General features: G+C 73.6%; 27 protein-coding genes and 1 tRNA gene. 16 read left to right on the forward strand and 12 right to left on the reverse strand.

The genetic code is table 11. The annotated features are described in order from the left end of the window. Positions 1–14 precede the first annotated feature (14 nt). Positions 15–803 carry a 3-hydroxybutyrate dehydrogenase gene (locus tag ETU37_RS20255; RefSeq protein WP_129989168.1) on the reverse strand — a complete coding sequence of 263 codons (789 nt, stop codon included), beginning with the start codon at positions 801–803 and terminating at the stop codon, positions 15–17. A gap of 209 nt (positions 804–1,012) precedes the next feature. Here ETU37_RS20255 and recO point away from each other — a divergent pair, with 209 nt between their 5' ends. After that, the gene (recO, locus tag ETU37_RS20260; RefSeq protein WP_129989169.1) at positions 1,013–1,744 is read left to right on the forward strand and encodes a DNA repair protein RecO; all 732 of its coding nucleotides are present in this window, start codon (positions 1,013–1,015) and stop codon (positions 1,742–1,744) included. 15 nt (positions 1,745–1,759) lie between these two features. Here the strand turns inward: recO and ETU37_RS20265 are convergent, their stop codons facing one another. Both ETU37_RS20265 and ETU37_RS20270 read right to left on the reverse strand, forming a co-directional pair. Continuing rightward, a complete protein-coding gene (locus ETU37_RS20265) occupies positions 1,760–2,056 on the reverse strand; it encodes a hypothetical protein (RefSeq protein WP_129989170.1) in 297 nt (98 codons plus the stop codon). 144 nt (positions 2,057–2,200) lie between these two features. Then, positions 2,201–2,653 carry a MarR family winged helix-turn-helix transcriptional regulator gene (locus tag ETU37_RS20270; protein ID WP_129989171.1) on the reverse strand — a complete coding sequence of 151 codons (453 nt, stop codon included), beginning with the start codon at positions 2,651–2,653 and terminating at the stop codon, positions 2,201–2,203. A 59-nt stretch (positions 2,654–2,712) separates the two neighbouring features. On the opposite strand from ETU37_RS20270, the gene ETU37_RS20275 reads away from it, so the two are divergent. The 3 genes from ETU37_RS20275 to ETU37_RS23355 all read left to right on the forward strand — a co-directional run bounded on the left by ETU37_RS20275 (position 2,713) and on the right by ETU37_RS23355 (position 4,824). Beyond that, complete coding sequence (locus tag ETU37_RS20275; protein ID WP_129989172.1) at positions 2,713–3,513, forward strand: isoprenyl transferase; 801 nt, start codon at positions 2,713–2,715, stop codon at positions 3,511–3,513. Positions 3,514–3,518: 5 nt separating this feature from the next. Continuing rightward, positions 3,519–4,094, forward strand: a complete 576-nt coding sequence (locus ETU37_RS20280) for a dienelactone hydrolase family protein (RefSeq protein WP_129989173.1) — start codon at positions 3,519–3,521, stop codon at positions 4,092–4,094. Positions 4,095–4,668: 574 nt separating this feature from the next. Further along, positions 4,669–4,824, forward strand: coding sequence for a hypothetical protein (locus tag ETU37_RS23355; RefSeq protein ID WP_165372616.1), 156 nt, complete (start codon positions 4,669–4,671; stop codon positions 4,822–4,824). 20 nt (positions 4,825–4,844) lie between these two features. On the opposite strand, the gene ETU37_RS20285 is transcribed toward ETU37_RS23355, so the two are convergent. The 5 genes from ETU37_RS20285 to ETU37_RS20305 are packed head-to-tail and all read right to left on the reverse strand — an operon-like array spanning position 4,845 to position 8,808. Then, entirely contained in the window at positions 4,845–5,252 is a 408-nt protein-coding gene (locus tag ETU37_RS20285; protein WP_129989174.1) for a Fur family transcriptional regulator, read from the reverse strand. Further along, entirely contained in the window at positions 5,239–6,249 is a 1,011-nt protein-coding gene (locus ETU37_RS20290) for a metal ABC transporter permease (protein ID WP_129989175.1), read from the reverse strand. Before ETU37_RS20290 ends, ETU37_RS20285 begins: the two co-directional genes overlap by 14 nt. A gap of 7 nt (positions 6,250–6,256) precedes the next feature. Further along, positions 6,257–7,063 (reverse strand): metal ABC transporter ATP-binding protein, encoded by an 807-nt coding sequence (locus ETU37_RS20295; protein ID WP_129989176.1) that lies wholly within the window; start codon positions 7,061–7,063, stop codon positions 6,257–6,259. Then, complete coding sequence (locus ETU37_RS20300) at positions 7,060–7,992, reverse strand: metal ABC transporter substrate-binding protein (protein ID WP_206054082.1); 933 nt, start codon at positions 7,990–7,992, stop codon at positions 7,060–7,062. The genes ETU37_RS20295 and ETU37_RS20300 overlap by 4 nt, the downstream gene beginning before the upstream one ends. 33 nt (positions 7,993–8,025) lie before the next feature. Next, the gene (locus ETU37_RS20305; RefSeq protein WP_129989178.1) at positions 8,026–8,808 is read right to left on the reverse strand and encodes a putative protein N(5)-glutamine methyltransferase; all 783 of its coding nucleotides are present in this window, start codon (positions 8,806–8,808) and stop codon (positions 8,026–8,028) included. Between the two features lie 18 nt (positions 8,809–8,826). Between ETU37_RS20305 and ETU37_RS20310 the strand changes: the two genes are divergently transcribed. From ETU37_RS20310 to ETU37_RS20320, 3 genes are all read left to right on the forward strand, one after another. Continuing rightward, a complete protein-coding gene (locus tag ETU37_RS20310) occupies positions 8,827–9,153 on the forward strand; it encodes an antibiotic biosynthesis monooxygenase family protein (RefSeq protein WP_240755857.1) in 327 nt (108 codons plus the stop codon). Positions 9,154–9,220: 67 nt separating this feature from the next. Beyond that, positions 9,221–10,618: a glycine--tRNA ligase gene (locus ETU37_RS20315; RefSeq protein ID WP_129989179.1), complete on the forward strand. Its 1,398-nt coding sequence runs from the start codon at positions 9,221–9,223 to the stop codon at positions 10,616–10,618. Between the two features lie 34 nt (positions 10,619–10,652). Continuing rightward, a complete protein-coding gene (locus ETU37_RS20320; protein ID WP_129989180.1) occupies positions 10,653–11,378 on the forward strand; it encodes a hypothetical protein in 726 nt (241 codons plus the stop codon). Between the two features lie 45 nt (positions 11,379–11,423). On the opposite strand, the gene ETU37_RS20325 is transcribed toward ETU37_RS20320, so the two are convergent. After that, positions 11,424–11,639, reverse strand: coding sequence for a hypothetical protein (locus tag ETU37_RS20325; protein WP_129989181.1), 216 nt, complete (start codon positions 11,637–11,639; stop codon positions 11,424–11,426). Between the two features lie 171 nt (positions 11,640–11,810). Between ETU37_RS20325 and ETU37_RS23900 the strand changes: the two genes are divergently transcribed. The 9 genes from ETU37_RS23900 (at position 11,811) to ETU37_RS20370 (ending at position 23,717) form a co-directional block, all read left to right on the forward strand. Beyond that, positions 11,811–14,786, forward strand: coding sequence for a helix-turn-helix transcriptional regulator (locus ETU37_RS23900; RefSeq protein ID WP_129989182.1), 2,976 nt, complete (start codon positions 11,811–11,813; stop codon positions 14,784–14,786). Positions 14,787–14,835: 49 nt separating this feature from the next. Further along, positions 14,836–15,981 carry a tRNA dihydrouridine synthase DusB gene (gene dusB, locus ETU37_RS20335; RefSeq protein ID WP_129989183.1) on the forward strand — a complete coding sequence of 382 codons (1,146 nt, stop codon included), beginning with the start codon at positions 14,836–14,838 and terminating at the stop codon, positions 15,979–15,981. Between the two features lie 200 nt (positions 15,982–16,181). Beyond that, positions 16,182–17,018: an SH3 domain-containing protein gene (locus tag ETU37_RS20340; protein ID WP_129989184.1), complete on the forward strand. Its 837-nt coding sequence runs from the start codon at positions 16,182–16,184 to the stop codon at positions 17,016–17,018. A 124-nt stretch (positions 17,019–17,142) separates the two neighbouring features. Then, a complete protein-coding gene (locus tag ETU37_RS20345) occupies positions 17,143–18,435 on the forward strand; it encodes a deoxyguanosinetriphosphate triphosphohydrolase (RefSeq protein WP_129989185.1) in 1,293 nt (430 codons plus the stop codon). A gap of 1 nt (position 18,436) precedes the next feature. Beyond that, positions 18,437–19,666, forward strand: a complete 1,230-nt coding sequence (locus ETU37_RS20350) for an MFS transporter (protein WP_206054083.1) — start codon at positions 18,437–18,439, stop codon at positions 19,664–19,666. A 185-nt stretch (positions 19,667–19,851) separates the two neighbouring features. Then, positions 19,852–21,795: a DNA primase gene (gene dnaG, locus ETU37_RS20355; protein ID WP_129989186.1), complete on the forward strand. Its 1,944-nt coding sequence runs from the start codon at positions 19,852–19,854 to the stop codon at positions 21,793–21,795. Further along, positions 21,795–22,340, forward strand: coding sequence for a hypothetical protein (locus ETU37_RS20360; protein WP_129989187.1), 546 nt, complete (start codon positions 21,795–21,797; stop codon positions 22,338–22,340). Before dnaG ends, ETU37_RS20360 begins: the two co-directional genes overlap by 1 nt. A 195-nt stretch (positions 22,341–22,535) precedes the next feature. After that, a tRNA-Asn gene (locus tag ETU37_RS20365) sits at positions 22,536–22,608 on the forward strand. A gap of 86 nt (positions 22,609–22,694) precedes the next feature. Next, positions 22,695–23,717 (forward strand): YihY/virulence factor BrkB family protein, encoded by a 1,023-nt coding sequence (locus ETU37_RS20370; protein ID WP_165372617.1) that lies wholly within the window; start codon positions 22,695–22,697, stop codon positions 23,715–23,717. 11 nt (positions 23,718–23,728) lie between these two features. Here ETU37_RS20370 and ETU37_RS20375 read toward each other — a convergent pair whose 3' ends face one another. Genes ETU37_RS20375 through ETU37_RS20385 form a run of 3 tightly spaced genes read right to left on the reverse strand, consistent with a single transcriptional unit; the run spans position 23,729 to position 26,297 of the window. Then, the gene (locus ETU37_RS20375; RefSeq protein WP_338068640.1) at positions 23,729–24,274 is read right to left on the reverse strand and encodes a GNAT family N-acetyltransferase; all 546 of its coding nucleotides are present in this window, start codon (positions 24,272–24,274) and stop codon (positions 23,729–23,731) included. Positions 24,275–24,287: 13 nt separating this feature from the next. Continuing rightward, positions 24,288–25,037, reverse strand: a complete 750-nt coding sequence (locus tag ETU37_RS20380; RefSeq protein ID WP_129989190.1) for a PIG-L deacetylase family protein — start codon at positions 25,035–25,037, stop codon at positions 24,288–24,290. Between the two features lie 9 nt (positions 25,038–25,046). Then, positions 25,047–26,297, reverse strand: coding sequence for a M15 family metallopeptidase (locus ETU37_RS20385; protein WP_129989191.1), 1,251 nt, complete (start codon positions 26,295–26,297; stop codon positions 25,047–25,049). Positions 26,298–26,302: the final 5 nt, after the last annotated feature.

Raw genomic sequence — 26,302 nt, forward strand, 5'->3', positions numbered from 1 at the left:
GCGCGTCCGGACCGTCAGTGCGCGGTCCACCCGCCGTCCATGACCATGGAGGCGCCGGTCATCGCGGAGGCGGCGGGGGAGCAGAGGTACGCCGCCATCTCGGCGACCTCCTCGGGCTCGAGCAGGCGCTTCAGCGCGGCCCGCTCGAGGATGACGTCGGCGAGCACCTCGTCCTCGGGGATGCCGCGGACCTTGGCCTGGTCGGCGATCTGGCCCTCGACGAGCGGGGTGCGGACATAGCCGGGGTTGATGCAGTTGGCGGTCACGCCGTGCTCGGCGCCCTCCAGCGCGGTGACCTTGGTCAGGCCCTGGAGGCCGTGCTTGGCGGAGACGTAGGCGGCCTTGTACGGCGACGCGACGAGGCCGTGCACCGAGGAGATGTTGACGACCCGGCCCCAGCCTGCGGCGTACATGTGCGGCAGGGCGTGCGAGGTGATCCAGAACGGCGCCTCCAGCATCACGCGCAGGATCGCGCCGAAGGTCTCGCGCGGGAACTCCTCGAGCGGGGCGACCTGCTGGAACCCGGCGTTGTTGACGACGACGTCGAGGTCCTTCGGGAGCGTGTCGAGGAAGTCCGGCGACGACAGGTCGGCGACGACCGGCTCGCCGCCGGCGTCCTCGGCGGTGCTCTTCGCGCCGTCGGCGTCGAGGTCGACGGCGAGCACGTGGGCGCCGGCGGCGGCGAGGCGCAGGGCGACGGCGCGGCCGATGCCGCTGGCGGCGCCGGTGACGAGGGCGCGCTTGCCGGAGAGGTCGAGGGCGAGGTCGCGGGGTGGTGCGGGGACGGGTGCGGCGGGGGCCATGCGGCGAAACTACCGACGCTCCCGGCCGCTCCCCACGGCCCGATCCACCACACTCCCGGCCGATCCGGTGGGGATCCGCCACACCTTCGGGTGGTCGGGCCTGTCGAGACCACGACCACGAGGCCCGGGTGGTCGAGCCTGTCGAGACCACGACGCCCGGGTGGTCGAGCCTGTCGAGACCACGACCACGCGTGCGGGAGAATGCTCCCGTGGGGCTCTACCGGGACGAGGCAGTCGTGCTGCGCACCCAGAAGCTGGGTGAGGCGGACCGCATCGTCACGCTCCTGTCCCGCGAGCACGGGCGGATCCGGGCGGTCGCCAAGGGCGTGCGCCGGACGACGTCGCGGTTCGGCTCCCGGCTGGAGCCGTTCACCCACGTCGACCTGCAGCTGGCCGAGGGTCGCTCGCTGGACGTGATCACCCAGGCCGAGACGCTGCATCCCTTCGGCGCTCGGGTCGGCGCCGACTACGAGCGCTACACCGCCGGCACCGTGATGCTGGAGACCGCCGAGCGGCTCGTCGTGGAGGACAAGGAGCCGGCGCTGCAGCAGTTCCTGCTGCTGGTCGGCGCGCTGCGCGCGATGTGCGAGCAGGACCGGCCGGCCGGGCAGGTGCTCGACTCGTTCCTGCTGCGGTCGCTGGCGGTGGCCGGCTGGGCGCCGTCCTTCGACGGCTGCGCGCGCTGCGGCCTCGAAGGACCGCACCGCGCGTTCAACCCCGCCCAGGGCGGCATGCTCTGCGCGACCTGCCGGGTGCCCGGCTCGGCGAGCCCGGCGTTCGAGACGGTGGCCCTGCTCGGCGCGCTCCTCGCCGGTGACTGGGACGTCGTCGAGGCGAGCGACGTCCGGCACCGGCGCGAGGCGACCGGCCTCGTGGCGGCGTACCTCTCGTGGCACCTGGAGCGCGGGCTGAAGTCGATCGCCCTCGTCGAGCGCGTCTGACCGCGGCTCACGGGGTCAGAGGTACGACTCGTCGACGACGCGGAGCGCGTCGAGGTCGTAGCCGTGGATCGCGGCCAGGTCGGTGAACGTCCTCTCGGCGTCGCGGTGCTCGGCTCGGGCGGCTGCCAGCCGCGCGGCGGCCTCGACCCGCCGTCGCCGCGTGCCCGGCAGCCAGGTCAGGCGCTCGTGCGCGAGGAAGACGTCGACCTTCGCGGCGGCGAGCAGCTCACGAGCGCGGTGCAGCGCGTGGAGGGCGACGAGTCCACTGGGCAGCGGGGAGGTCGGGGGCGTGGAGGTGGCCGGGTGGGGCATGCGTCGTTCGCTCCGGTCCGAGTCGGGGGCAGTGGTCGCTGTTCGGGCGCGCACCACACGGCGACGGCGGGTGCGACCGGTACAGAGACGTGCACGAACCGCGATCATGACGCGCCCGCGGCGAGTCCGATCACGGGGCGCGGGCTAGGACCGGGCGTCCGCCAGCATCAGCGCCTCGACGGACTCGTTGAACGTCGTGAGCAGACGGGCGAAGTCCTCGCGGTCTGCGGCGTCCCAGTGCGCGAGGACCTGCTGCAGCCGGTCGCGGCGGTGCCGGCGGGTCCGGTCCAGCGCGTCGCTGCCCTCCGCGGTGAGGTCGAGGATCGACGCGCGGCGGTCGGTCGGGTCGGTCGTGCGCTGCGCGAGGCCGAGGGACTCCAGCGCCTGCACCTGGCGGGTGATCGTGGACGGGTCGAGGCCGAACGCGGAGGCCAGCGCGCCGAGCCGCTGCGGACCCTCGTCGGCGAGCTGGCACAGGATGCCGTACGACGAGCGCTCGAGGTGCACGTCGCCGGTGGCGGTGACCATGTGGATACGCTGCACGCGGCGCAGCAGCACGGTGAGCTGCTGCTCGATGCGCATGTCGGCACTGTTCATGGCGCGACCTCTCGACCAGGGGTGGTGCGCCCAGGATAGAGAGCAGCACGGGAGGTGGCGTGGTCCGCTCACGAGCACGTCGCCCGGTTGCTCCGCCGCGCGCCGTACGTCCTCCGCACCCGCACCCCTCCGGCGCCACCCCTCCTGACGTCCCGACCGACCTGGTGCCGCGGCACGTCGCGATCGTGATGGACGGCAACGGGCGCTGGGCCAAGCAGCGCGGGCTGCCCCGGACCGCCGGCCACGAGCAGGGCGAGCACTCGCTGTTCGACGTCGTCGAGGGGGCCATCGAGATCGGCGTCAAAGCCGTGTCGGCGTACGCCTTCTCCACCGAGAACTGGACCCGCAGCCCCGACGAGGTGCGCTTCCTCATGGGCTTCAACCGCGACGTGATCCGGCGCCGGCGCGACGAGATGCACGAGCTCGGCGTCCGGGTGCGTTGGGCCGGCCGCGCGCCGCGGCTGTGGCGGTCGGTCATCAAGGAGCTCCAGGTCGCGGAGGAGATGACCAGGGACAACGACGTGCTGACGTTGACCATGTGCGTCAACTACGGCGGTCGCGCCGAGCTGGCCGACGCCGCGCGCTCGATCGCCCGGGCGGTCGCCACAGGTGAGCTCGACCCCGACAAGGTCGACGAGAAGACGTTCGCCAGGCACCTCTACGTACCCGAGCTCGCCGACGCCGACCTGGTCTGGCGTACGTCGGGGGAGCAGCGGCTGTCGAACTTCATGCTCTGGCAGGCGGCCTACTCCGAGCTCGTCTTCACCGACGTGCTGTGGCCCGACGTCGACCGCCGGGACCTCTGGCGGGCGATCGAGCTCTACGCCGGCCGAAACCGTCGGTACGGCGGTGCAGAGTAGGCGCCATGACGGACATCGTGCTCTTCCACCACGCCCAGGGACTCACCGACGGGGTCCGCGCGCTCGCGCAGACCCTCACCGAGGCCGGACACACCGTGCACACGCCCGACTCCTACGACGGCCACACCTTCCCCGACCTCGAGGGCGGGCTCGGCTACGCCCGGGAGGTCGGTTTCGGTGCGGTCGCCGAGCGCGGCCAGGCCGCCGCGGCGGAGCTGCCGGCCGAGGTCGTCTACGTCGGCATCTCGCTCGGCGTGATGGCCGCCCAGCCGCTGGCGCAGCAGCGGCCCGGCTGCAAGGGTGCCGTGCTCATCGAGTCCTGCGTGCCGCCCGAGGAGTTCGGCGGGCCCTGGCCCGACGGGGTGCCGGTGCAGGTGCACGGCATGGACGGCGACCCGATCTTCGCCCACGAGGGCGACCTCGACGCCGCCAAGGCGCTGGTCGGCAGCGTCCCCGACGGTGAGCTCTACCTCTACTCCGGCGACCAGCACCTCTTCGAGGACAGCTCGCTGCCGTCCTACGACGCCGACGCGACGCGGCTGCTGACGGAGCGGGTGCTGGCCTTCCTCGCGCGGGTCTGACGACACCTCGTCCGCCAACGCATCTCGTCGAGGGTCCAGCCCGCGACTCTCCGCCGCGCGGCTGGACCACCACGTCGGCCAGGTCGGCGTACGGCGCCAGCACGAACCAGTCGTCGCCGACCTGCGCCGCCTCGTGCGTCCGACCCTCGACGTCCCGCGAGGTGACGGCGTCGGCGTCCCGCACCGCCAGTCCGACGGCGGCGTGCCGGGGGGACGTCGGCCGCGACGTACCAGTCGCGCACGCCGGCGCGGACGCAGAGCTTCTGCCCGCAGGGCGCGGCCCAGATCGTCCGCGTGTGCAGCGGTCCCGAGGCGTCGTCGTAGCTCCGCCGCGCACCGCGAGTCGGTCGGCGTCGCCGGCACCCAGCCGTCGTCGCCCGGACCAGCTCGGAGCGGCTGGAGAGCCAGTCCTACGCCGCGGCGACCCGGACGGTTGAGAGCACGCGCACCGAAAGTCAAAATTCCGGCAAAACGCTCCCTCGCGCGGGCCGCGGACCTACCTTCGTGTGAAGGAGTCGTGCTGGGGAGGCGCGACCCTGACTCGCTCCACACGTGCCGTACCAGGGGAAGCTCCATGATCGTCGTCCTGCTCGTCCTCGCCCTGACCGTGGTGCTCGCCGCGGCGTGGGGCACCCGTCGTCACCACGCCGTCCAGGCCTGGGACCGGGAGCTCGACGTGGCCTTCGCGGTCGCCGACCGACGCGACATGCCCACGCGCGCGGTGCTCTGAGACGTCGTTTCAGCCGGTAGTCAGCGGCACGACGGGCAGGTGCCGAAGATCTCCAGCGTGTGGCTGATCTCGGCGAAGCCGTGCTCGTCGGCGACGCTGTCGGCCCAGGCCTCGACGGTCGGCCCCTCCACCTCGACAGTGTGCCCGCAGGACCGGCAGACCAGGTGGTGGTGGTGCCGCTCGGAGCAGCGGCGGTACAGCGCCTCGCCGTCCTCGGCCCGCAGCACGTCGACCTCGCCACCGTCGGCGAGCGCCTGCAGCGTGCGGTAGACCGTCGAGAGGCCGACGTTGTCGCCGGCGCGGCGGAGCAGGTCGTGGATGTCCTGGGCGGAGCGGAAGTCGTCGAAGGACCGCAGCACCGCAGCGACCGCGCGGCGCTGGCGGGTCGGGCGGGCGCCGGCGGGCAGCTTCGGGTCAGTGCTCGTCATAGTGCCCCCCGTGCACGGCGTGGCGGTGTCCGTCGTGGACGTAGTCGACGTGGTCCCCGTGCTCGACCGCGGCGTGCCCGCAGGCGGGTCCGTGCTGGTGCTCGTGGTCCTCGGGTACGGCGGTGTGCCCGTGCACCGGGACGACGCCGTCGAGGCCGTCGGCCATCTCGAGGAACGGCATCCGTGCCCGGCGGCGCCGGCGCAGCAGCAGGCCGACGGGGTAGGCGGCGACGAAGCCGGCCAGCGCGATCAGCACGATCGTCGCGCCGGGCGCCACCTCGACGAACGCAGAGACCAGCACGCCGGCGAGCGAGGCGAAGGTGCCGATCGCCATCGCCGCGAACAGCGTCGTGCGGAAGCCGCGCGTGACCTGCTGCGCGGTCGCCACCGGGATCACCATCAGCGCACTGACCAGCAGCAGGCCGACGGTGCGCATGGCGACCGTGACGGTCACGGCGGCCATCACCGCGACGAGCAGGTTGTAGACGCGGGCATCGAGGCCGGACACCTGCGCGAACTCCTCGTCCTGCGCGACCCCGAACAGCTGCGGCGACAGGCCGACCGCGACGAACAGCACGACCGCGGCGAGGGCGAGCGTCAGCCACACCTCGCCGGCGGAGATCGAGGTGATCGAGCCGAAGAGGTAGCGCTGCAGCACATTGGCGCCCTCGCCGGCGAGACCGGTGAGCATGACGCCTCCGGCGATGCCGCCGTAGAACAGGAGCGCGAGCGCGACGTCGCCGCTGGTGCTGGTGCGACCCCGGATCACCTCGAGGGCGACCGCGCCGGCGACCGAGACGATCACCGCCGTGAGCAGGGGGGCGGTGCCGGTGAGCAGGCCGAGCGCCACGCCGGTGACGGCGATGTGGCCGATGCCGTCGCCCATGAGCGCCAGCCGGCGCTGCACGAGGTAGGTGCCGACGGCCGGGGCGGCGAGGCCGGTGAACACCGCGCCGAGCAGCGCGCGGATCACGAAGTCGTAGAGGAAGATGCTCATCCGGACCTCACCGCGCCTCTCGTGCGGGCGGGTCCAGCGGCGCGGCCACGCTCGGCACGTGGTCGCCGGTGCGGACGGGGCTCGCCGGGTGGTTGTGGTCGTGGTGGTGCACGTGGTCGGCCTCCGTGAACGCCGCGAGCGGAGGCCCGTCGTACACCAGGCGGCCGTCGCGCATCACGACCGCGCGGCCGACCAGCCCGGCGAGCGGGCCGAGCTCGTGGGCGACGAGCACGATCGTGGCGCCCCGGTCGACCAGGGTGCCCAGCGCCGCGGCGAACGCCTCCTGCGACTCCACGTCGACACCCGCGGTCGGCTCGTCGAGCACGAGCAGGTCGGGTTCGCCGGCCAGCGCCCGCGCGATCAGCACGCGCTGCTGCTGCCCGCCGGACAGTGTGGAGACGCCGTCGCCGAGGCGGCCCGCGAGACCGACGGCCTCGACTGCGGCGGCGACGGCGTCCTTGTCGCGGCGGCGCATCGGCACGAACGGCGTACGGCGGGAGAGCCGGCCGGCCGCGACGACCTCGCCGACCGTGGCCGGGACCCCGGAGGTGGCGTTCGCCCGCTGCGGCACGAAGCCGATCCGCTCCCAGGACCTGAACCGGTCGAGCGGGGTGTCGAACAGCCGCACCTCGCCGCGCACGGTCGGGACGAGGCCGAGCAGGGTGCGGACCAGGGTGGACTTGCCGGAGCCGTTGGCCCCGAGCACGGCGACGACCTCGCCGGCGTGCACGTCGAGGTCGATGCCGCGCAGCACCGGCCGGCCGCCCAAGGCGACCGCCACGTCCCGGGTGCTGACGAGCGTCTGGGTGCTCATGTGCACTCGTTCGCCTCCTGGATCGCGGCGAGGTTGCCGCGCATGAGGGAAAGGTAGTCGTCGTCGGAGCCGGCGTCGGCCAGCCCCTCGACGGGGTCGAGCACGGCGGTCCCCAGCCCGAGCTCGCCGGCGAGGGTGTCGGCGAGCTCGCGGGTCGCGAGCGTCTCGGAGAAGACCGTGGTGATGCCCTCGGTCTCGATCAGGTCGGAGAGCTGGGCGAGGTGCGCGGGGGAGGGCTCGGCGTCCGGCGTCATCCCGTTGATCGACTCGACGTGCAGGCCGTAGCGCTCGGCGAAGTAGGCGAACGCGTTGTGGCTGACCACGATCGTGTCGACCCGGCAGTCCTCGAGGCCGGACATCAGGTCGTCGTCCAGCGCGGTGAGGTCGTCCTGGAGCGCGGCCAGGTTGGCGGCGTAGTCGTCGGCGTGGTCCGGGTCGGCCTCGGCGAGCTGCTGCTCGACGGCGTCGGCCACCTTGGCGAGCCGGGTCGGGTCGAGCCAGAAGTGCGGGTCGAGCGCGCCGTGGTCGTGCGCCTCCTCGTCGGCGTGCGAGGCGTGCTCCTCCTCGGACTCCGCGGCCGGGCGCAGGTCGGCGACGTCGGCGGCGTCCACGACGTGCTCGGAGCCTCCCTGCTCCACGGCGTCGTCGACGGCCGGCTGGAAGCCCGACAGGAAGACGACCACGTCGGCCTCGGCCACCTCGACGGTCCTCTTGAACGTGAGCTCGAGGTCGTGCGGCTCCTGGCCGGGGGAGGTGAGCGCCTCGACGTCGGCGTGGTCGCCCGCGACCCGCTCGGCGACGTACTGCAGCGGGTAGAAGGACGCGACCACGCTGGGGCCGTCCGAGTCGTCCGCGCCGACCGCGCCGCAGGCGGCCAGGGTCGGGACGAGGACGGTCGGGCCCAGCAGGGCGAGGAGCCTCCTTCTCATGGGAATCATTCTCAGTTCAGTTGAGAACCGTTGTCAAACCGGGTCGAGGCGGCCGACGACCGCGGTGCCCTCCCGGTCCTCGTCGCGGCTGACCTCGGCGGCCAGGCCGGCCTGCAGGTACGCCGCGCGGAGCACGGGCGCCTGCCGGACGCTGGTCTCGACCACGAGGTGACCGCCCGGCCGCAGCCACGCCGGCGCGCACGCGACCACCCGCCGGGCGACGTCGAGGCCGTCGGTGCCGCCGTCGAGCGCGACGCGCGGCTCGTGGTCGCGCGCCTCGGGCGGCATCGACGCGATGTCGTCGGTCGGGACGTACGGCGCGTTGGCGACCAGGACGTCGACCCGGCCGCGCAGCGACGCCGGCAGTGGCGCGTCGAGGTCGCCCTCCAGCACCCGCGCCCGGTCGCCGACGTTGCGCCGGGCCGCCCGCACGGCTGCCGGGTCGACGTCGGCGACGGTCAGGTCCGCGTCCGGGACGGCCGCCAGCACCGCCGCTCCGATCGCCGCGACCCCGCAGCAGAGCTCGACCACCACCGGCCGCGGTGCGGCTTCCCGGGCCAGGTCGATCGTCAGGTCGGCGAGGTGCTCGGTGCGCCGGCGCGGCACGAACACCCCGGGCTCCAGCGCGACCCGCAGGCCGGCGAACTCCGCCCAGCCCAGCACCTGCTCCAGCGGCCGGCCTTCGACGCGTTCGCGCAGCATCGCCTCCAGGTGGGCGTCCTCGTGCGCCTCGGCGACCAGCAGCGCCGCCTCGTCCTCGGCGAACACGCAACCGGCCGCGCGCAGGCGGAGCACGAGTGAGTCCACGTCCGTCACCGGGCTAGTGTCCCGTGCGTGATCGTGGTCAACCGCTTCCGGGCCGGCGACGGCCCCGCCGCGTCCGACGAGCTGCGCCGCCTCCTGCACGACGCGCTCGACGCCTTGCGGGCCCGGCCGGGCTTCGTCGACGGCGACGTCGCGCGCAACCTCGACGAGCCCGACCTCTGGCTGCTGACCACCCGCTGGCAGGACGTGGGGAGCTACCGCCGCGCGCTCTCGTCGTACGACGTGAAGCTGGCGGCCGTGCCGACCCTGTCGCGCGCGGTCGACGAGCCGTCGGCGTACGGCCCGGTCGGTCGTGACGACCGTCTCGACGAGGCCATCCCACGGGAAACCCGGTAGCGCCGGTCGATACCCTGTGACCTCGCCGTCAGCCAGTCGGCGAGCACCGACCAGATGGAGCAGCACCGTGGCCAGCAAGCCGACCTCGACCGTCGACAACGTCGTCTCCCTCGCGAAGCGTCGCGGCTTCGTCTACCCCTGCGGTGAGATCTATGGCGGCACCCGCTCGGCCTGGGACTACGGCCCGCTCGGCGTCGAGCTCAAGGAGAACATCAAGCGCCAGTGGTGGCGCTCGACGGTGCAGTCGCGCGAGGACGTCGTCGGCCTCGACTCGAGCGTGATCCTGCCGCGCCAGGTCTGGGAGGCCAGCGGCCACGTCGACACCTTCATGGACCCGCTGACCGAGTGCCAGTCGTGCCACAAGCGGTTCCGGGCCGACCACCTGCAGGAGGCCTACGCCGAGAAGAAGGGGATCGACAACCCGGACGACGTCGACCTCAAGGACGTCGCCTGCTCCAACTGCGGCACCCGCGGCGCCTGGACCGAGCCGCGCCAGTTCTCCGGCCTGCTCAAGACCTACCTCGGCGTGATCGAGGACGAGTCCGGCCTGCACTACCTGCGGCCCGAGACCGCGCAAGGCATCTTCGTCAACTTCGCCAACGTCGTGACGTCGTCGCGCAAGAAGCCGCCGTTCGGCATCGCCCAGATCGGCAAGAGCTTCCGCAACGAGATCACCCCCGGCAACTTCATCTTCCGCACGCGCGAGTTCGAGCAGATGGAGATGGAGTTCTTCGTCAAGCCCGGCGAGGACGCCGAGTGGCACCAGTACTGGATCGACGAGCGCACCCGCTGGTACGTCGACCTCGGCATCGACCGCGACAACCTGCGCCACTACGAGCACCCGCAGGAGAAGCTCAGCCACTACTCGACGCGCACCGTCGACATCGAGTACCGCTTCAACTTCGCGGGCTCCGAGTGGGGCGAGCTCGAGGGCATCGCCAACCGCACCGACTTCGACCTGTCGACGCACGCGAAGCACTCCGGCGCCGACCTGTCCTACTTCGACCAGGCCGCCAACGAGCGCTACACCCCCTACGTCATCGAGCCGGCAGCCGGCCTCTCGCGCAGCCTGATGACGTTCCTCGTCGACGCCTACACCGAGGACGAGGCACCCAACACCAAGGGCGGCGTCGACAAGCGCACGGTGCTGCGGCTCGACCCGCGTCTCGCGCCGGTGAAGGTCGCGGTGCTGCCGCTGTCGCGCAACGCCGACCTGTCGCCCAAGGCCAAGGGCCTCGCCGCCGACCTGCGCACGCTGTGGAACGTCGAGTTCGACGACTCGGGCGCCATCGGCCGTCGCTACCGCCGTCAGGACGAGATCGGTACGCCGTACTGCGTGACCGTCGACTTCGACACCCTCGAGGACGACGCCGTGACGATCCGCGAGCGCGACTCGATGTCGCAGGAGCGAGTCTCGCTCGGCGGCGTGAAGGCGTACTTCGCGGAGCGTCTCGCGGGTTGTTGAGGTCCTGGTACCACCCGGCATGCACAATGTCCGGGTGCGTCCTGGCTCCCCTCTCTCACGTCCGCTCCTGGCCCTCCCGGCGGTGCTGCTCGCGCTGACGCTGACCGCCTGCGACGGGTCCGGCGACGACGCGCCCGCGACCGAGGAGTCGCCGTCGGCCGGGATCTCGTCCGCGGACGCCCCGACCGAGTCTCCGACCGCCGACGTGACCGTGCCCGAGGGGGTCGCGGTGACCGCGCAGGGCAGCGACCTGCGCTTCGGCGACAGCGCGACCGTGGTCTTCGAGCCCGACCAGAAGCGCGACACGCTCCTGCAGCTCACCGTGACCGGTGCGCGCAAGGGCCGCCTCGACGACTTCCAGGGCTTCATCCTCGACAACGACTACAAGAAGAAGGCCAACTACTACTACGTCGACGTCGACGTCGAGAACGTCGGCGAGGGAGACGTGGGCGGCGCGCCGGTCCCCTTGTGGGGCGTCAACGAGGACAACACCCTGCTGCCGGCGGTGAACTTCACGACGAAGTTCAAGCCGTGCGACTCCACGCCCCTGCCCAAGAAGTTCCAGCCCGGTGACAGCCTCGAGACCTGCCTGGTCTACCTCTCGCCCGACAAGGGCTCGCTGGAGTCGGTGAGCTTCCGTCCCGACCAGGCCTTCGACCCGATCGAGTGGACCGGCGACGTCAAGCCGCCGAAGAAGGACAAGAGCGACAAGGGCGGCAAGGGCAAGAAGAACAAGAACGGCAAGAACGACAACGGCTGACCCGGGCCCGCGCCCCCGCGGCGGGCCCGGGTCAGGCCCGGGTCCTCAGCCGAGCCGCCGGTCGGCGGCGTTGTGGTCGGCCAGGTACTGCGCCAGGCTGCGGCCGCCGAGCGCCGCGCTCGCCTCCGCGTACGGCGAGGACGGGGCGGCAGCACCGGTCTCGGGTCCGCGCAGCGGCGCCGCGACCGCCGGGACGGTGGCCGTCACGCCGAGGGTGACGACGGCTGCTGCAGTGATGGCGATGCGTGTCGAGACGTTCATCTCGGTCACCTCCGGTCGTGTGGATGGGATGCCCTCGAATCTCGTGCTGAGGGCCCCTCCTCGACATCCGGAACCACCCCTCAGATCGAGGTCGGGACCCCCTCAGATCCGGGCCGCACCGCCCCACCGGGCTACAGACAGTCCGCGCATTCCGTCGCAAACTCGGAAACGATGACCGAAGGCGGCCGGGCTCGGCAGCCGCGCATCGCCGGACGCGTCCGGGAGCGGGGGCTGCTGGCGACGGCGATCCAGGACGCCGCCGGTGGACGACCCGGCGCGGTGTTCGTGCACGGCGAGGCCGGTGTGGGCAAGACCCGGCTGGTGCGCGAGGCTGCCGACGAGGCCGTCGCGCGCGGGTTCGCCGTGCTGTGGGGGTCGTGCCTGCGCTTCGGTGCGGTCGAGTCCGTCCTGCTGCCGTGGGTGGTCGCCCTGGACCGGTGGGTCGCCGAGGCGGACGACGAGGACCGGCGGGCGGTGCTCGCCGGCGTCGCCGCGGCCGACCAGCTGCTGCCGTCGCTCGGGGGTGGCCCGCACGACGGCGCCCCGCACCTGGCCGGTGTGGCCGAGACGCTCCTGGCCCGCGTGGTCGCGAGGCGGCCCACGGTGCTCGTGCTGGACGACGTGCAGTGGGCGGACGCGGCGTCGCGCGACGTGCTGTCGTTCCTCGTCGCGGGCTTCGCCCGGCAGCGCGTGCTCGTCCTCGGCACCTGCCGCGACGAGGGCCTGCCGGCCGGCGACCCGACGTTCGGCTGGCTGGCCGACCTGCGCCGGATGCCCCAGGTGACCGAGCTGACCCTGGGCCGGCTGACCCGCGAGGAGACGGAGGAGCAGCTGGCGGGTCTGCTCGACGCGGTGCCCGCCCCGGGGCTCGTGGCCGCCGTCCACGACCGGTCGGGCGGCAACGCCTACCTCTCCGAGCTGCTGGCCCACGGCCTGGCCCCGGGCGCCGAGCGGCTTCCGCGGGACCTGCCCGGTGACCTGGCCACCGCGCTGCTGGCCGCCTGGCACCGGCTCGCACCGGCCACCCGCGAGGTCGTCCGGGTGCTCGCGGTCGCGGGACGACCGGTGCCGCTCGCCCGGCTCCAACGGGTGTGCGCGAGCCTGGGGGTCGACACGGTGGGGCGTGCGGTCACGGAGGCGGCGACCGCTGGCACCGTCGTCGCTCGGGACGACCGGCTCTGGCTGCGGCACCCGCTGCTGGCGGACGTCCTCAACGACACCTACCTGCCGGGCGAGGCCGCGCCGGTGCACCTGGCCTGGGCGGCGACGCTGGAGGCCGAGGGGGAGCGTGGCGGCGTCCCGGAGCTGCGCCGGCTCGGCGACGTGGCACTGCACCGGGAGCGGGGCGGCGACGTGGACGCGGCGTTCGTCGCCTCGCTGGCGGCGGCCGACGCTGCGCGGCGGATGCAGATGTGGCAGCACGAGCCCGTCCACCTGCAACGGGCCGCCGCGCTGTGGCAGCGGGTGAGCGAGGGCTGCCGGGACGGCGTCGACGAGGCCGGCCTCCTGGAGCGTGCCGCGATCGCGAGCGTGCGGGTCGGGCAGGACCGGGAGGGGGTGGAGCTGGGCCGGCGCGCCCTCGCCCTCGCCGAGCTGCGCGGCGACGATCTCCAGGCCAGCCGGCTGACGATCTGGGTGGCCGACGCCGCCTGGTGGCTCGGTGAGATCGACCAGGAGCCGGTGGCGCAGGCCCTGGAGGCCGTCGCGCTCGCGGCGGTCGAGCCGGACAGCCGCGAGCACGCTGACGCGCTCACCAGCCTGGCCCAGGCGCTGGGGTGGGAGGGCCGTTGGCGCGTCGCGACGCCGATCGCCGACCGGGCCGTCGAGGTCGCTCGACGGTCCGGCTCCCGGGAGGCGCTGGCGGCGGCGCTGGGCGCTCGCTCGGCGCTGCCCTCCCGGCCCGACGGCGGGCTCGCCGACAGCGAGGAGGGACTGCGGCTGGCCGTCGAGTCCGGCGACCCGGACGTCATCCAGTGGGCCGCCCAGTGGCGCTGCAACGCGCTGGTCGCGCACGGGCGGCTGCGCGACGCGACCGGTGTGAGCGAGTGGGCGCTGGCGGAGTCGCTCGACTCGGGCGCGCTCGCAGCGGCGCTCTGGCACGCCAGCGGCGCCGCCCGGGGGCTCGCTGACCAGGGCCGCCTGGCCGACGCGGCCGCCGCCGTGCGTACCGGGCTCGGCCTGACCGGCGTCGGCAACGGCTCCGCCGCGTTGCGGCTGTCGGCGGCCGTGGTCGCCGTACGGCGGGGTGACGTGCCCGCCGCGCGGCTGCACGTCCAGCGGGCGGAGGAGCAGATCCCGAGCTTCCGGCTCCGTCCGGGCCTCGAGGCGCCACCGGTGCTGGCCGAACTGCTCGTCGCCGAGGGACGCCCGTTCGAGGCCCTGGTGCTGATGAGCACCACGATGTCGGCCCACGCGGTCGACCCCCGCATCACGGACCTGATGCTGCTGCGGGGGATCGGGGCGGCCGCCGACCTCGCCGTGCAGGGGCGCGACCGGGCCGACCGCCAACTGCGCCGGCTGGCCCGCCGGCACCTGTACTGGCTCGCCCGCGCCCGCAACGGCATCCCGGGGGAGGCGTTCACGGGGCCCGACCCGCGCGACCCGGTGCTGGCCGCCTGGCGGGCGCTGCGCGGTGCCGAGCTCGCCCGGTTCGACGGGCTGCCCTCCGAGGCCGACCGCTGGGCCGTGGCCGTCCGCTGCTGCCGCGACGCCGGGCTCGGCTGGGACGCGGCCGTCGCGACCACCCGCTGGTGCGCCGCCCTGCTCGCGGCCGGCGCCGACCGCGAGCGCGTCACCGGCCCGCTGCGCGAGGCCCACGCCTACGCCGTGCGGGAGGGCGCCGCGGGCCTGCGGGCCTGGGTCGAGCGGCTGGCGGGCACCGCCCGCGTCGCGCTCGCCCCGCCGGACACGCCGACCGTGCCGGTCCAGCGCACCGGCAACGGGGGCCGCCTCGCCGGCCTGACGCCGCGGGAGCGCGAGGTGCTCCGGCACCTCGTCGCGGGGGACACCTACGCCCAGATCGGGCAGGCGCTGTTCATCAGCGAGAAGACCGTGAGCGTCCACGTCTCCAACCTGCTGCGCAAGACCGGGACCTCCTCCCGCCAGGAGGTTGCGGCGCTCGCCCTGCGCATCGGCACCACCGGTTGAACAGAGCCGCTGATTTGGGCGGCCGCGACGCCCGCCTCACAATGGTCCGATGACCACCTCGGCAGCACCCGCACCGACCCGCGAGCTCGTGCTCGGGTCGCTGCGCGTCGAGACGCCGGTGGTCCTCGCGCCGATGGCCGGGATCACCAACGCGGCGTACCGCCGGCTCTGCCGCGAGCAAGGCGCGGGCCTCTACGTCTGCGAGATGATCACCAGCCGCGGGCTGGTCGAACGCGACCCGGTCACCCTGTCGATGCTGGTCTTCGACGAGCTCGAGGACGTCCGCTCGGTGCAGCTCTACGGCACCGACCCGGTGTACGTCGGCAAGGCCGCCGAGATCCTCTGCGCGGAGTTCGGCGTCGGCCACATCGACCTCAACTTCGGCTGCCCGGTCCCCAAGGTGACCCGGAAGGGCGGCGGCGGAGCGCTGCCCTGGAAGCGCCGGCTCCTCGGCGACATCCTGGAGGCCACGGTCGCGGCGGCCGCGCCGTACGACGTGCCCGTCACGATGAAGACCCGCAAGGGCATCGACGACGACCACCTCACCTACCTCGACGCCGGGCGGATCGCCCAGGAGTCCGGCTGCGCCGCGATCGCGCTGCACGGCCGCACCGTCTCGCAGGCCTACTCCGGCCAGGCCGACTGGGACGCCATCGGCGAGCTCGCCGCCTCCGTCGACATCCCGGTGCTCGGCAACGGCGACATCTGGGAGGCCGAGGACGCGGTCCGCATGGTCGAGCAGACCGGCGCCGCCGGCGTGGTCGTCGGTCGCGGCTGCCTCGGCCGGCCCTGGCTGTTCCGCGACCTGGCCGCCGCCTTCGCGGGCGAGGAGGTGCGGGCGCTGCCGACGCTGGGCGAGGTCGCCGCGATGATGCGCCGGCACGCCGAGCTGCTGTGCTTCCACATGGGGGAGGAGCGTGGCTGCAAGGAGTTCCGCAAGCACGTCACCTGGTACCTCAAGGGCTTCGCCGCCGGCGGCGAGATGCGCCGCTCGCTCGGCCTGGTCGACTCGCTGGCGTCGCTGGACCGGCTGCTGGCCGACCTCGACCCCGCCGAGCCGTTCCCGGTCGACACCCTCGGCACCCCGCGCGGGCGGCAGGGCAGCCCCCGCCGGGTAGTCCTCCCGCAGGGCTGGCTGGACGACACCGACGGCACCGGGTGCGCGATCGCGGAGGACATGCACTCGGGAGGGTGACCGCGCTCGCGAAGTCGTCCAGACTCCTGCACCACTTCTCGTGATGCCGCCCACGACACAGCGCCACGTTCCCGCCTGGAACGCCTCAATCTGGTGTGATCGCGATGTGACCGCACCAAACCGGTGTGCTTCACTGCTTGCTTTGCTGTCAATCCTGGATGGGTGATCCCGCAATGAACGCCGCACGCCACCGTGCGGTCGTGGAGCCGAAGGAACGGCGCCGTGCGACCAAGCTCGCGCTGCCGGCCCTCGCCGCGACCGTCGTGACGAGCTCCGTCGTCGGGGTCGCAGTCCTCGGCGGGGTCGACACCCCGGCCGTCTCCTCCGCCGGCGCCGACATCGGCGCCGCCCGCTCCGGCCCCCTGCTCGACGCCGACGGCCGCGAGCGCCTCGCCGACCGCATGCAGAGCGTGAGCCGGTCCGCCAAGCGGGTCACCATCGAGGAGAAGCCGGTCGCCGACGGCCACAAGTTCAGCACCGTTGCGCTCAACATCCGCAAGAGCCCGTCGCAGGACGCCCAGACCCTGACCACGATCGACCCGGCCACCAAGATCCCGGTCACCGGCACCGTCGAGGGCGACTGGGCCGAGGTCATCTGGGACAAGCGGGCCTACTGGGTCTCCGCGGAGTACCTCGCCAAGAAGAAGCCCGAGCCGGAGGACACCGTCTCCGTCGGCGGCTTCAGCAGCGCGCCGTGCGCCGCCGGCTCCTCGATCGAGGGCGGCATCACCGCCAACGCCGTCCGTGTGTTCCGGGCCGTCTGCGCGGAGTTCCCGCAGATCACCACCTACGGCGGGTGGCGCGCTGACGGTGAGCACTCCGACGGTCGCGCCATCGACATCATGGTCTCCGGCGACCTCGGCTGGCAGGTCGCCGACTACCTGCGGGCCAACTCCTCCGCGCTCGGCCTCTACGACATCATCTTCAGCCAGCGCATCTGGACCGCGCAGCGCTCCTCCGAGGGCTGGCGGTACATGGAGGACCGCGGTTCGACCACGGCCAACCACTACGACCACGTCCACGTGAAGGCCTTCTGAGCCCTGCCGCCCTCCGGCCGGTGATCTCGACAGGCTCGATCAGCCGGAGTCCGGTGATCTCGACAGGCTCGATCAGCCGAGGCTCCGTCGGCGGTGCCCGCTAGGGTCGCGGCTTGTGGGGTCGATGACGGAGTACGACGAGCACGCCCGGGCGCGCTGGGTCGACGAGCCGCCCAAGCCGAGCGGCCCGGCAGACCGCAGCGCCTTCGCCCGGGACCGGGCTCGCGTCGTGCACTCCGCCGCGCTGCGTCGGCTGGCGGCCAAGACCCAGGTGGTCGGCCCCCAGAGCGACGACTTCGTCCGCAACCGGTTGACGCACACCCTCGAGGTGGCCCAGATCGCCCGCGACCTCGGCCGCTCGATGGGCTGCGACCCCGACATCGTCGAGACCGCCGCGCTGGCCCACGACCTGGGCCACCCGCCGTTCGGCCACAACGGCGAGCGCGCGCTCGACCGGCTCAGCGAGGCGTGCGGCGGGTTCGAGGGCAACGCCCAGACGTTGCGGATCCTGACCCGGCTGGAGGCCAAGAGCGTCGACGCCGCGGGCCGTTCGGTCGGGCTCAACCTCGCCCGCGCGACGCTCGACGCCGCCACCAAGTACCCCTGGACCCGCGAGGCCGCCGCCGCGCCGCACGGTTCCTACGCCGACGGCACGCCGCGGGTCGGCCTCAAGTTCGGGGTGTACGACGACGACGCGCCGGTGTTCGCCTGGCTGCGCGACGGCGTCCCCGGCGAGGCGGGCGGCACGGGGGAGGGCCGGCGCTGCATCGAGGCCCAGGTGATGGACCTCGCCGACGACGTCGCCTACTCCGTGCACGACCTGGAGGACGGCGTGGTCGCCGGCCGGATCGACCCGCGCCGGCTCGACTCCGCCGAGGAGCGGGCGGCGGTCTTCGCCACGGTCCGCGACTGGTACGTCCCCGACGCCGCCGACGAGGAGCTGGGGCCGGCGCTGCAGGACCTCCGCGTCCGGAGCTCGTGGCCGACCGGCCCCTACGACGGCAGCCGCGCCGCGGAGGCCGGCCTCAAGAACCTCACCAGCGACCTGATCGGCACGTTCTGCACCAGCGTCCGCGACGCGACGCGCGAGGCGCACGGCGACCGGCCGCTCGGCCGCTACGACGGCGACCTCGTCGTACCCCGCCGGACGGAGCTGTCCGTCGCTGTGCTCAAGGGCGTCGCGGCGCACTACGTCATGCGGGCCGACGACCGGGTCGCCGTCCTCGAGCGTCAGCGCGAGGTGGTCACCGAGCTGGTCGCCCAGCTGCGGCTGCGCGGTCCCGCCGTGCTGCAACCGGCGTTCCGCGCCGACTTCGAGGCCGCCGGGTCCGACGCCGGCCGGCTGCGGGTGATCGTCGACCAGGTCGCCTCCCTCACCGACGCCTCCGCGCTCTCCTGGCACAACCGGCTGGCCTGACGTGCGCGAGCTGCCGCGCGGGTTCACCGCCCGCGTGCTGGCGTACCGCTCCACGCACGACCTCATCCCGCTCTACAGCGTCTACGCGCTGCTGTTCACCGACAGCGGGCTCTCGGTCGCGCAGGTGTCGTCGCTGTTCGTGATCTGGTCGGTGACCGGCTTCGTGCTCGAGGTGCCGTCGGGCGCCTGGGCCGACACGATCGACCGTCGGCGGCTGCTCGTGCTCGCGGCCCTCGTGCACGCGCTCGGCTTCGCGAGCTGGGTGCTCTGGCCGACGTACCCCGGCTTCGCCCTCGGCTTCGTGCTCTGGGGCGTCGCCGGCTCGCTGATGTCCGGCACCTTCGAGTCGTTGCTGTACGACGAGCTCGACGCCCATGGCGAGGCGCACCGCTACGCCCGGATCGCCGGGTGGTCGCACGCCACCGCGATGACCGCGAACCTGGTCGCGTCCGTGTCGGCGGCGCCGCTGATGCGGCTCGGCGGCTACGAGCTGGTCGGCTGGGCCAGCGTCGGCGTGTGCCTGGTCGAGCTGCTGCTGGCCGCCACGCTGCCGGTCACGACCGCCCACCCCTCCCAGCGCGGGCAGCACCACGCGGTGGAGGAGACCGTCGAGGAGACGGTCCGCTACCTCGCGATGCTGCGCACCGGTGTCCGCGAGGCCGCGCGGGTGCCGGTGGTGCGGCGCGTGGTGCTGATCTACGCCTTCGTGATCGGGGCGAGCGCCTACGACGAGTACTTCCCGCTGGTGGCCGCCGACCACGGCGTCGCCGCCGCGACCGTCCCCTGGCTGATCGGCCTCACCGTCCTCGGCCAGGTCGCCGGCACCGCGCTGGCGGGCCGCACCGCCGGCATGTCCGCGCCCACCATGGGGCTGGTGCTGCTCGGCGCCGCGGTGCTCATCTCGGCCGGCGCGCTCGCTGACCGGCCGTGGCTCGGCTTCGCCGGCATCGCGGCCGGCTACGGCCTGCTGAACAACGCGATGGTCGTCTCCGAGGCCCGGCTCCAGGACGTGATCACCGGCCCTGCTCGTGCGACGGTCACCTCCACCGCCGGGCTCGCCACCGAGGTCGTCGCGCTCACGGTGTACGTCGGGTTCGCGGCCACCGGCGACCTCGCCTCCGTGTCCGGGCAGGTGGCCGCGCTCGGCGTACCGATGCTGCTGGTGGCGCTGCTCGCCGCCCGCACCTTCCCGCCGTCCCCAGCCTCCGGGAACCGCCGCGAGACAGGGTGAGCCGACCCGTAGACCCAGGGCACGTCGCCCTCTCCCATGGCCTGCTGCGCGTCGCCCTGTCGGCACCCCGCGGCGTTGTCGTCGGTCGACGGGGCATCCGCCCCGCCTCCCTCCTCCGCCTTGCGGGGCACTCGACCGGACGCCGCTCGCCACGGCCGAGGAGAGGGGGACGTACCCTAGCCCCCGTGGCCGGGCTGATCAGGGACGAGGACATCGCTCTCGTCCGCGAGCGTGCCCGCATCGACGAGGTGGTCTCCGACTACGTCACGCTCAAGAACGCCGGCGGCGGCTCGATGAAGGGCCTGTGCCCGTTCCACGACGAGAAGTCACCGTCGTTCCACGTCACGCCGTCACGGGGGTTCTACCACTGTTTCGGCTGCCAGGCGGGTGGCGACGTCATCAAGTTCCTCCAGGAGGTCGACGGCCTCGGGTTCGCCGAGGCGGTCGAGCGGCTGGCCGACCGGTTCGGCGTGCAGCTGCGCTACCAGGAGTCGACGACCGGCTCAGGCAGCCCGGCGCCGCGCCGCGACACCCACCTCCGGCCGCGGCTGATCGAGGCGCACAAGCTGGCCGCGGCGTTCTACGTCGACGCGCTGTCCTCGACCGACGCGGCGGCCGGCCGGCAGTTCCTCTCCGAGCGCGGCTTCGACAAGGACGCTGCCGACACGTTCGGCATCGGCTTCGCCCCGCGCGACGGCGAGGCGCTCTACAGGCACCTGCGGCAGAAGGGTTTCACCGACACCGAGCTGGTCACCGGCGGGCTCGTCGGCCAGGGCCAGCGCGGCCACTACGACCGGTTCCGCGGACGGCTGCTCTGGCCGATCCGTGAGACCAACGGCGACGTGATCGGGTTCGGCGCGCGGCGGATCTTCGACGACGACCGGATCGAGGCGAAGTACCTCAACACCTCCGAGACCCCGATCTACAAGAAGTCCCAGGTCCTCTACGGCATCGACCTCGCCCGCCGCGACATCGCCCGCGCCTCGCAGGCCGTCGTCGTCGAGGGCTACACCGACGTGATGGCCTGCCACCTGTCCGGTGTCCCCACCGCCGTCGCGACCTGCGGCACGGCGTTCGGCGACGACCACGGCCGCGTGCTGCGCCGGCTGCTGCAGGACCACGACGAGTTCCGCGGTGAGGTGATCTTCACCTTCGACGGCGACGCCGCCGGGCAGAAGGCCGCGCTGCGGGCGTTCGAGGGCGACCAGAACTTCGCCGGCCAGACCTACGTCGCCGTCGAGCCCGACGGCCTCGACCCCTGCGACCTCCGGCTGCAGAAGGGCGACGCCTCCGTCCGCGAGCTCGTCGCCCGCCGGGTGCCGCTCTACCGCTTCGTGCTCGGCAACGTGGTCAGCCGCTACGACCTCGACCGCGCCGACGGCCGGGTCGACGCTCTGCGCGAGGCCTCCCGGCTGGTCTCCGCGATCCGCGACCGGTCCAAGGTCGAGGCGTTCGCCCGCGAGCTCGCCGGCATGGTCGGCGTCGACGTCGAGGAGGCCCGCGCGGAGGTACGGCGGGCGGCGGCACGCGGCAACCGGCCCCAGCAGGACCAGCGCGCCCGGCCCGGAGGTCCCGCCGGCCCGTCCGGTCCGCCCGGTGCGACGGGACCCGCCGCGCCCGAGCGGCCGAGCGCGCCGCCGCTGCCGGACCTCAAGGACCCGCGCTTCTCGCTGGAGCGCGAGACGCTGAAGCTGGTCGTCCAGCACCCGGGCGTCGTCGGCCACGCGGCCCGCGACGTCGACGCCGACGACTTCACCCACCCGACGTACCGCGCCGTCTGGGACGCCGTCACCGCCTGCGGCGGCCCGACGTCCGCACCGGCCACCGAGGTGTGGGTGTCCAAGCTCCGCGACAACGTCGAGGACGGGCCGGTCGCGCACGCGCTCGGCGCCCTCGCCGTCGAGCCGGTGCTGTCGGCCAAGGAGCCCGACCGCGGCTACGTCAACGCCCACGTCTACCGGCTCCAGGAGCTGACCACCATGCGGCGGATCGCCGACCTGAAGTCCCGGCTGCAACGCACCAACCCGGTCGAGCACGCCACCGACTACAACCGGATGTTCGGCGAGCTCGTCGCGCTCGAGCAGCACCGCCGCACGCTGCGCGAGAAGGCGATCGGCGGCGAGGGCTGATGCCCGCGCTGTTCCGCCGGGCGACCAGGACGCAGGCCCCGGCCGACGTGGTCGCGCGGGCCGGGCTCGCCCGCGGCGACAAGGTGCTCTCCGCGGCCCACGCCGACGACGGCACCTGGCTGGTCGCCTCGCGCACCGCGCTGGTGCTGGTGCCGCCGGCCGAGGCCGCCGACGACGACAAGGTCACGACGCTGCCCTGGCAGGAGATCGAGTCCGCCGGCTGGAACCGCGACGACGACCGGTTCCGGGTCAGCGAGGTGGGGGAGTACGGCCGCCCTCGCGCCCGGCACGCGTTCACCCTCCACGAGGCCTCCGAGCTGCTCGCCGTCGTGCGCGAGCGGGTCACCGCCTCGGTGGTGCTCCAGCGCCGCGTCGCCGTCCGCGGACGCCGCGGGCTCACGGTCGTCGCGCGCCGGGCGCCGAACACCGACGCCGCCCTGACCTGGTCCTACGAGCTCGACGCCGGCCTCGACCCCGACGACCCCGAGGTGCGTGACCTCGCCGAGCGCGGCCTGCGGGCCGCCGCCGAGGAGCTGGGCCTCTGACACCGGGGGAGGGGATGGCCCCCTGAACCCGTGAGGGGGCAGCTCCACCTGCTCGTCACCGGCGCGTCGTGGCACGAGTGACGCCTCGGCGGGCCGGCGGGCGGCCGGGGAGCCGGGCCGGAAACCCCTACGGTTCCGACGGTTCCGCCCGATTTAACGATCCGGGAGACGGCTTGCTACCGTATCCCCGCACGATCCCCTGTAGCTCAATTGGCAGAGCATTCGGCTGTTAACCGGAGGGTTGTTGGTTCGAGTCCAACCGGGGGAGCTGAGACGGGCCCTGTGAGGGGCCCGTTCCTCATTTCCGGGGTTGCCGGACGTTTCCCGGCCGGGCTCGCTGGGCACCGGCGCGGCGTGGACACCAACCCCGACACCCGCGCCGACACCTCGCCCGACTCCCCGACCGAGCTCACGAAGCAGTCGTGGAAGTACGTCGTGCGCAAGACCGTGCGCGAGTTCGCCGACGACGAGTGCACCGACCTGGCCGCGGCGCTCACCTACTACGCCGTGCTCGCGATGTTCCCCGGCTTCATCGCCCTGCTCTCCCTGGTCGGCCTGGTCGGGAAGGGACAGCAGACCGCGCAGACGCTGCTCGACATCCTCGACCAGCTCGGTGCCGGCTCCATCGCCGAGACGCTCGAGCCGACCCTGATGACGCTGGCGACGGCCGACCAGGCAGCCGGCGTCGCGTTCGTCGTCGGTCTCGCGGGTGCGGTCTGGTCCGCGTCCGGGTACGTCGGGTCGTTCGGCCGGGCGATGAACCGGGTGTACGAGATCCGGGAGGGCCGGCCGATCTGGAAGCTGCGGCCCTGGATGCTGCTCGTCACCCTCGTCGTGCTGCTGCTCGCGGTGGTCGTCGCGCTCGCGCTGGTGCTGACCGGACCGGCTGCGCAGGCGGTCGGTGACGCCCTCGGGCTCGGGTCCACCGTTGTCACGGTCTGGAACATCGCGAAGTGGCCCGTGATGCTGCTCGCCGTCATCGTCGCGGTGGCGGTCCTCTACTACGCCACGCCCAACGTGCGGCAGCCGAAGTTCCGCTGGGTCAGCGTCGGCGCCGTGCTGGCGATCGTGGTGTGGATCGTGGCCTCGGCAGCGTTCGGGTTCTACGTGTCGAACTTCAGCTCCTACAACAAGACCTACGGCGCGCTGGCCGGCGCGATCGTGTTCCTTCTGTGGCTGTGGATCAGCAACCTCGCGCTGCTCTTCGGGGCAGAGCTGGACGCCGAGCTTGAGCGCGGCCGCGAGCTGCAGTCCGGGCTGCCGGCCGAGGAGCAGATCCAGCTGCCGGCGCGTGACACCCGCAACATCGAGAAGGCCGAGGCCAAGGCGCGCGAGGACGTCGAGCGCGGTCGGAGGATCCGCCGCCACCGCGGGTGACCCGGGCCGGCTCAGCCGACGACCTCGCTGCGGCGCTCCATCAGGACGACGTCACGCCACCGGCCGTCGCACGGGCCGCCGCGCATCAGCCCCAGCCGGCGCCGCACGCCGACCTCGACGAAGCCCGCCGCGCGGTGCAGCGCGAGGCTCGCGACGTTCTCGGGGAAGATGCCGGACTGGATCGTCCAGATGCCCGCGGCCTCGGTCGACGCCACCAGCGCGTCGAGCAGGGCCCGGCCGACGCCGCGGCCGCGGGCTGCCGGGTCGACGTACACCGAGTGCTCGACGACGCCGCGGTAGACCGGGCGCGTGGACGTGGGGGAGCAGGCCACCCAGCCGACGAGCCCGAGGTCGGCGTCGAGCGCGACGAAGCGGTGGTCGGCGAGCCGGGCGGCGTCGAAGTCCTCCCAGCGCGGCACCTCGGTCTCGAACGTCGCGTGGCCCTCCTCGATACCGGCGGCGTAGACAGCCGCCACCCAGGGCCAGTGGGTCGCTGCGAGCGGGACGGTCCGGAGCGCGGTCACCGGCGCAGTGTCGCGCGGCGACGTTTCGGGGATGTGACGCGCCGCCCTACTCTCCCCAGCCCATCGGGAAGACCTCGAACGCGGTGGCGTGCGCGACCCCGAGCCGCTGCCCGGTCGCCCGCGAGATGCCCTCCAGGAACTCCGCCGGGTCGAAGTGCTCCCAGCCGAGCCCGTCGATGTACGCCGTGTGCGCCTTCAGCGACTCGACGCCGGCGTCGAACGTGTCGGTGATGTCGACGGCGCTGTCGGACTGCGGCGAGCTCGCCGCCCAGACCGCCTTCACCCCGCCCCACGGCTCCAGGCCGTCCTGCTCGAGCTGCTCGCGGAACACCCACCGGTTGCCGGCGTCACGCACCGCGTCGAGCGTCGCCTTGCCGGTCGCGATGTGGTCGGCCTGGTTGAGGTTGCGGCCGCCCCAGGTGTCGCGGAAGTTGTTGGTCACCACGACGTCCGGCCGGTGCCGGCGCACCGAGCCGGCGATGGCGCGTCGCAGGGGGACGCCGTACTCCAGGACGCCGTCGGGCAGGTGCAGGAAGTCGACCACGTCGACGCCGACGATCCGTGCGGACTCGACCTGCTCGGCCTCGCGCACCTCGCGGCACTGGTCGGGGTGCATCCCGTCGATGCCGGCCTCGCCGCTGGTCACCATGCAGTAGGCGACCGTCTTGCCCTGGCCGGTCCAGCGCGCCACGGCCGCGGCGGCGCCGAACTCCATGTCGTCGGGGTGGGCGACGACGCAGAGCATCCGCTCCCAGTCCTCGTCGAGCGGCGTCAGGGGCGGGGGAGCGTCGGTCATGCGCGCACCCTAACCCCCGTTGGACGAGAAGTGCTGGTAGTCGGGGTGTCCCCAGCGAGCACCCCACGCCCAGCCGAGTGCCTGGAACTTCCTGTGCACGACGCCGCCCGCCACGATCACCCCGCGGCGGTACGGCGACCGGTCGAGGTAGCGACGCGAGCCGGCCGGGTAGACGCGGCTGCTGGTGACGTAGGGGTTCTCGCGGGTGTTGATGTCGACGGCGTTGCCGTAGGAGTGCTGCGAGATCCGGTAGGGGTTCCCGGTGACCGGCCGGCAGTTGAACGCCGACGTGTTCCCCGCGCGCATCGCCGCCTTGTCGGACCCGCTCGGCGTGCGCCGACCGCCGGCGTAGAAGTGGTCGGCCGGCCGCATCCGGCGGATCGGGAAGCCCTGGGCGAACGCCGCCTTCAGCACCTTCACGACCGCGCGCGCCTCGCCGGCGCGGACGACCAGGGCGCCGCGGTCGACCCGGCCGTCGTAGCCCCAGTGGTTGACCCGCACCATGCGCAGCCCGGCCGGACCGACCGGGCAGCCGGCCCGCCAGGAGTGCGGTACGTCGGACGCGGCGAGCGGCCCGGACACGCTCGGCGCGGCGACGGCCCGGACCCTCCGCTCGACGGTGCGCGACACGACCTTGCCGCCGTCGGGGAGCAGCGCCTTGGCGCGGAGCTTGGTCCGGCCGGCGCGGTCGGTGGACCAGGTGGCGGCCCAGGCGCCGGCGCCGTCGGTCGTCGCCCGGGCCTCGGTGCGCCACCGGTCGCCGGCCTTGCGCTGCACCTTGACGACCGCGCCGGCAGCGGCCGGTGACACCTGGCCACTGACCGTGTGGTCACGCAGCGCGACGAGGTCCTTGTCCACCTCGAGGGTGACCGCGCGCTCGGTGGGGGACGGCGTCACGTGCACGACGAGGCGCCCGGTCGAGACGAGCTCGCCGTCACTGACCTGGTAGTCGACGACGACGTCGCCGGAGTCGCCCGCGCCGGTGGTGACGGTGACGTCGGCCGGCGAGTACGTCGCGCGGGGGTCGCCCGCGACGCCCACGACCTCCAGCCGAGGCGGCTCGCCCGCGGGCCGGCCGACGCCGTCGTCGGTGTCGTTGGCGAGCACGGGGACGGTCACCGCCTGGCCGGCCTGGACGGTCGCCTCGTCCGGCGCGGCGGCCGGCGGCTGGTTGGGTGCCTGCTGGGCGACGGCGGCACCCACCGGACCGGCGAGCAGGAGCAGCGCGAGGGGAGCGAGGAGGAGACCGGGTCGGGACATCGGGG

The sequence above is a fragment of the Nocardioides iriomotensis genome (genome assembly GCF_004168035.1).
Classification (GTDB): domain Bacteria; phylum Actinomycetota; class Actinomycetes; order Propionibacteriales; family Nocardioidaceae; genus Nocardioides_B; species Nocardioides_B iriomotensis.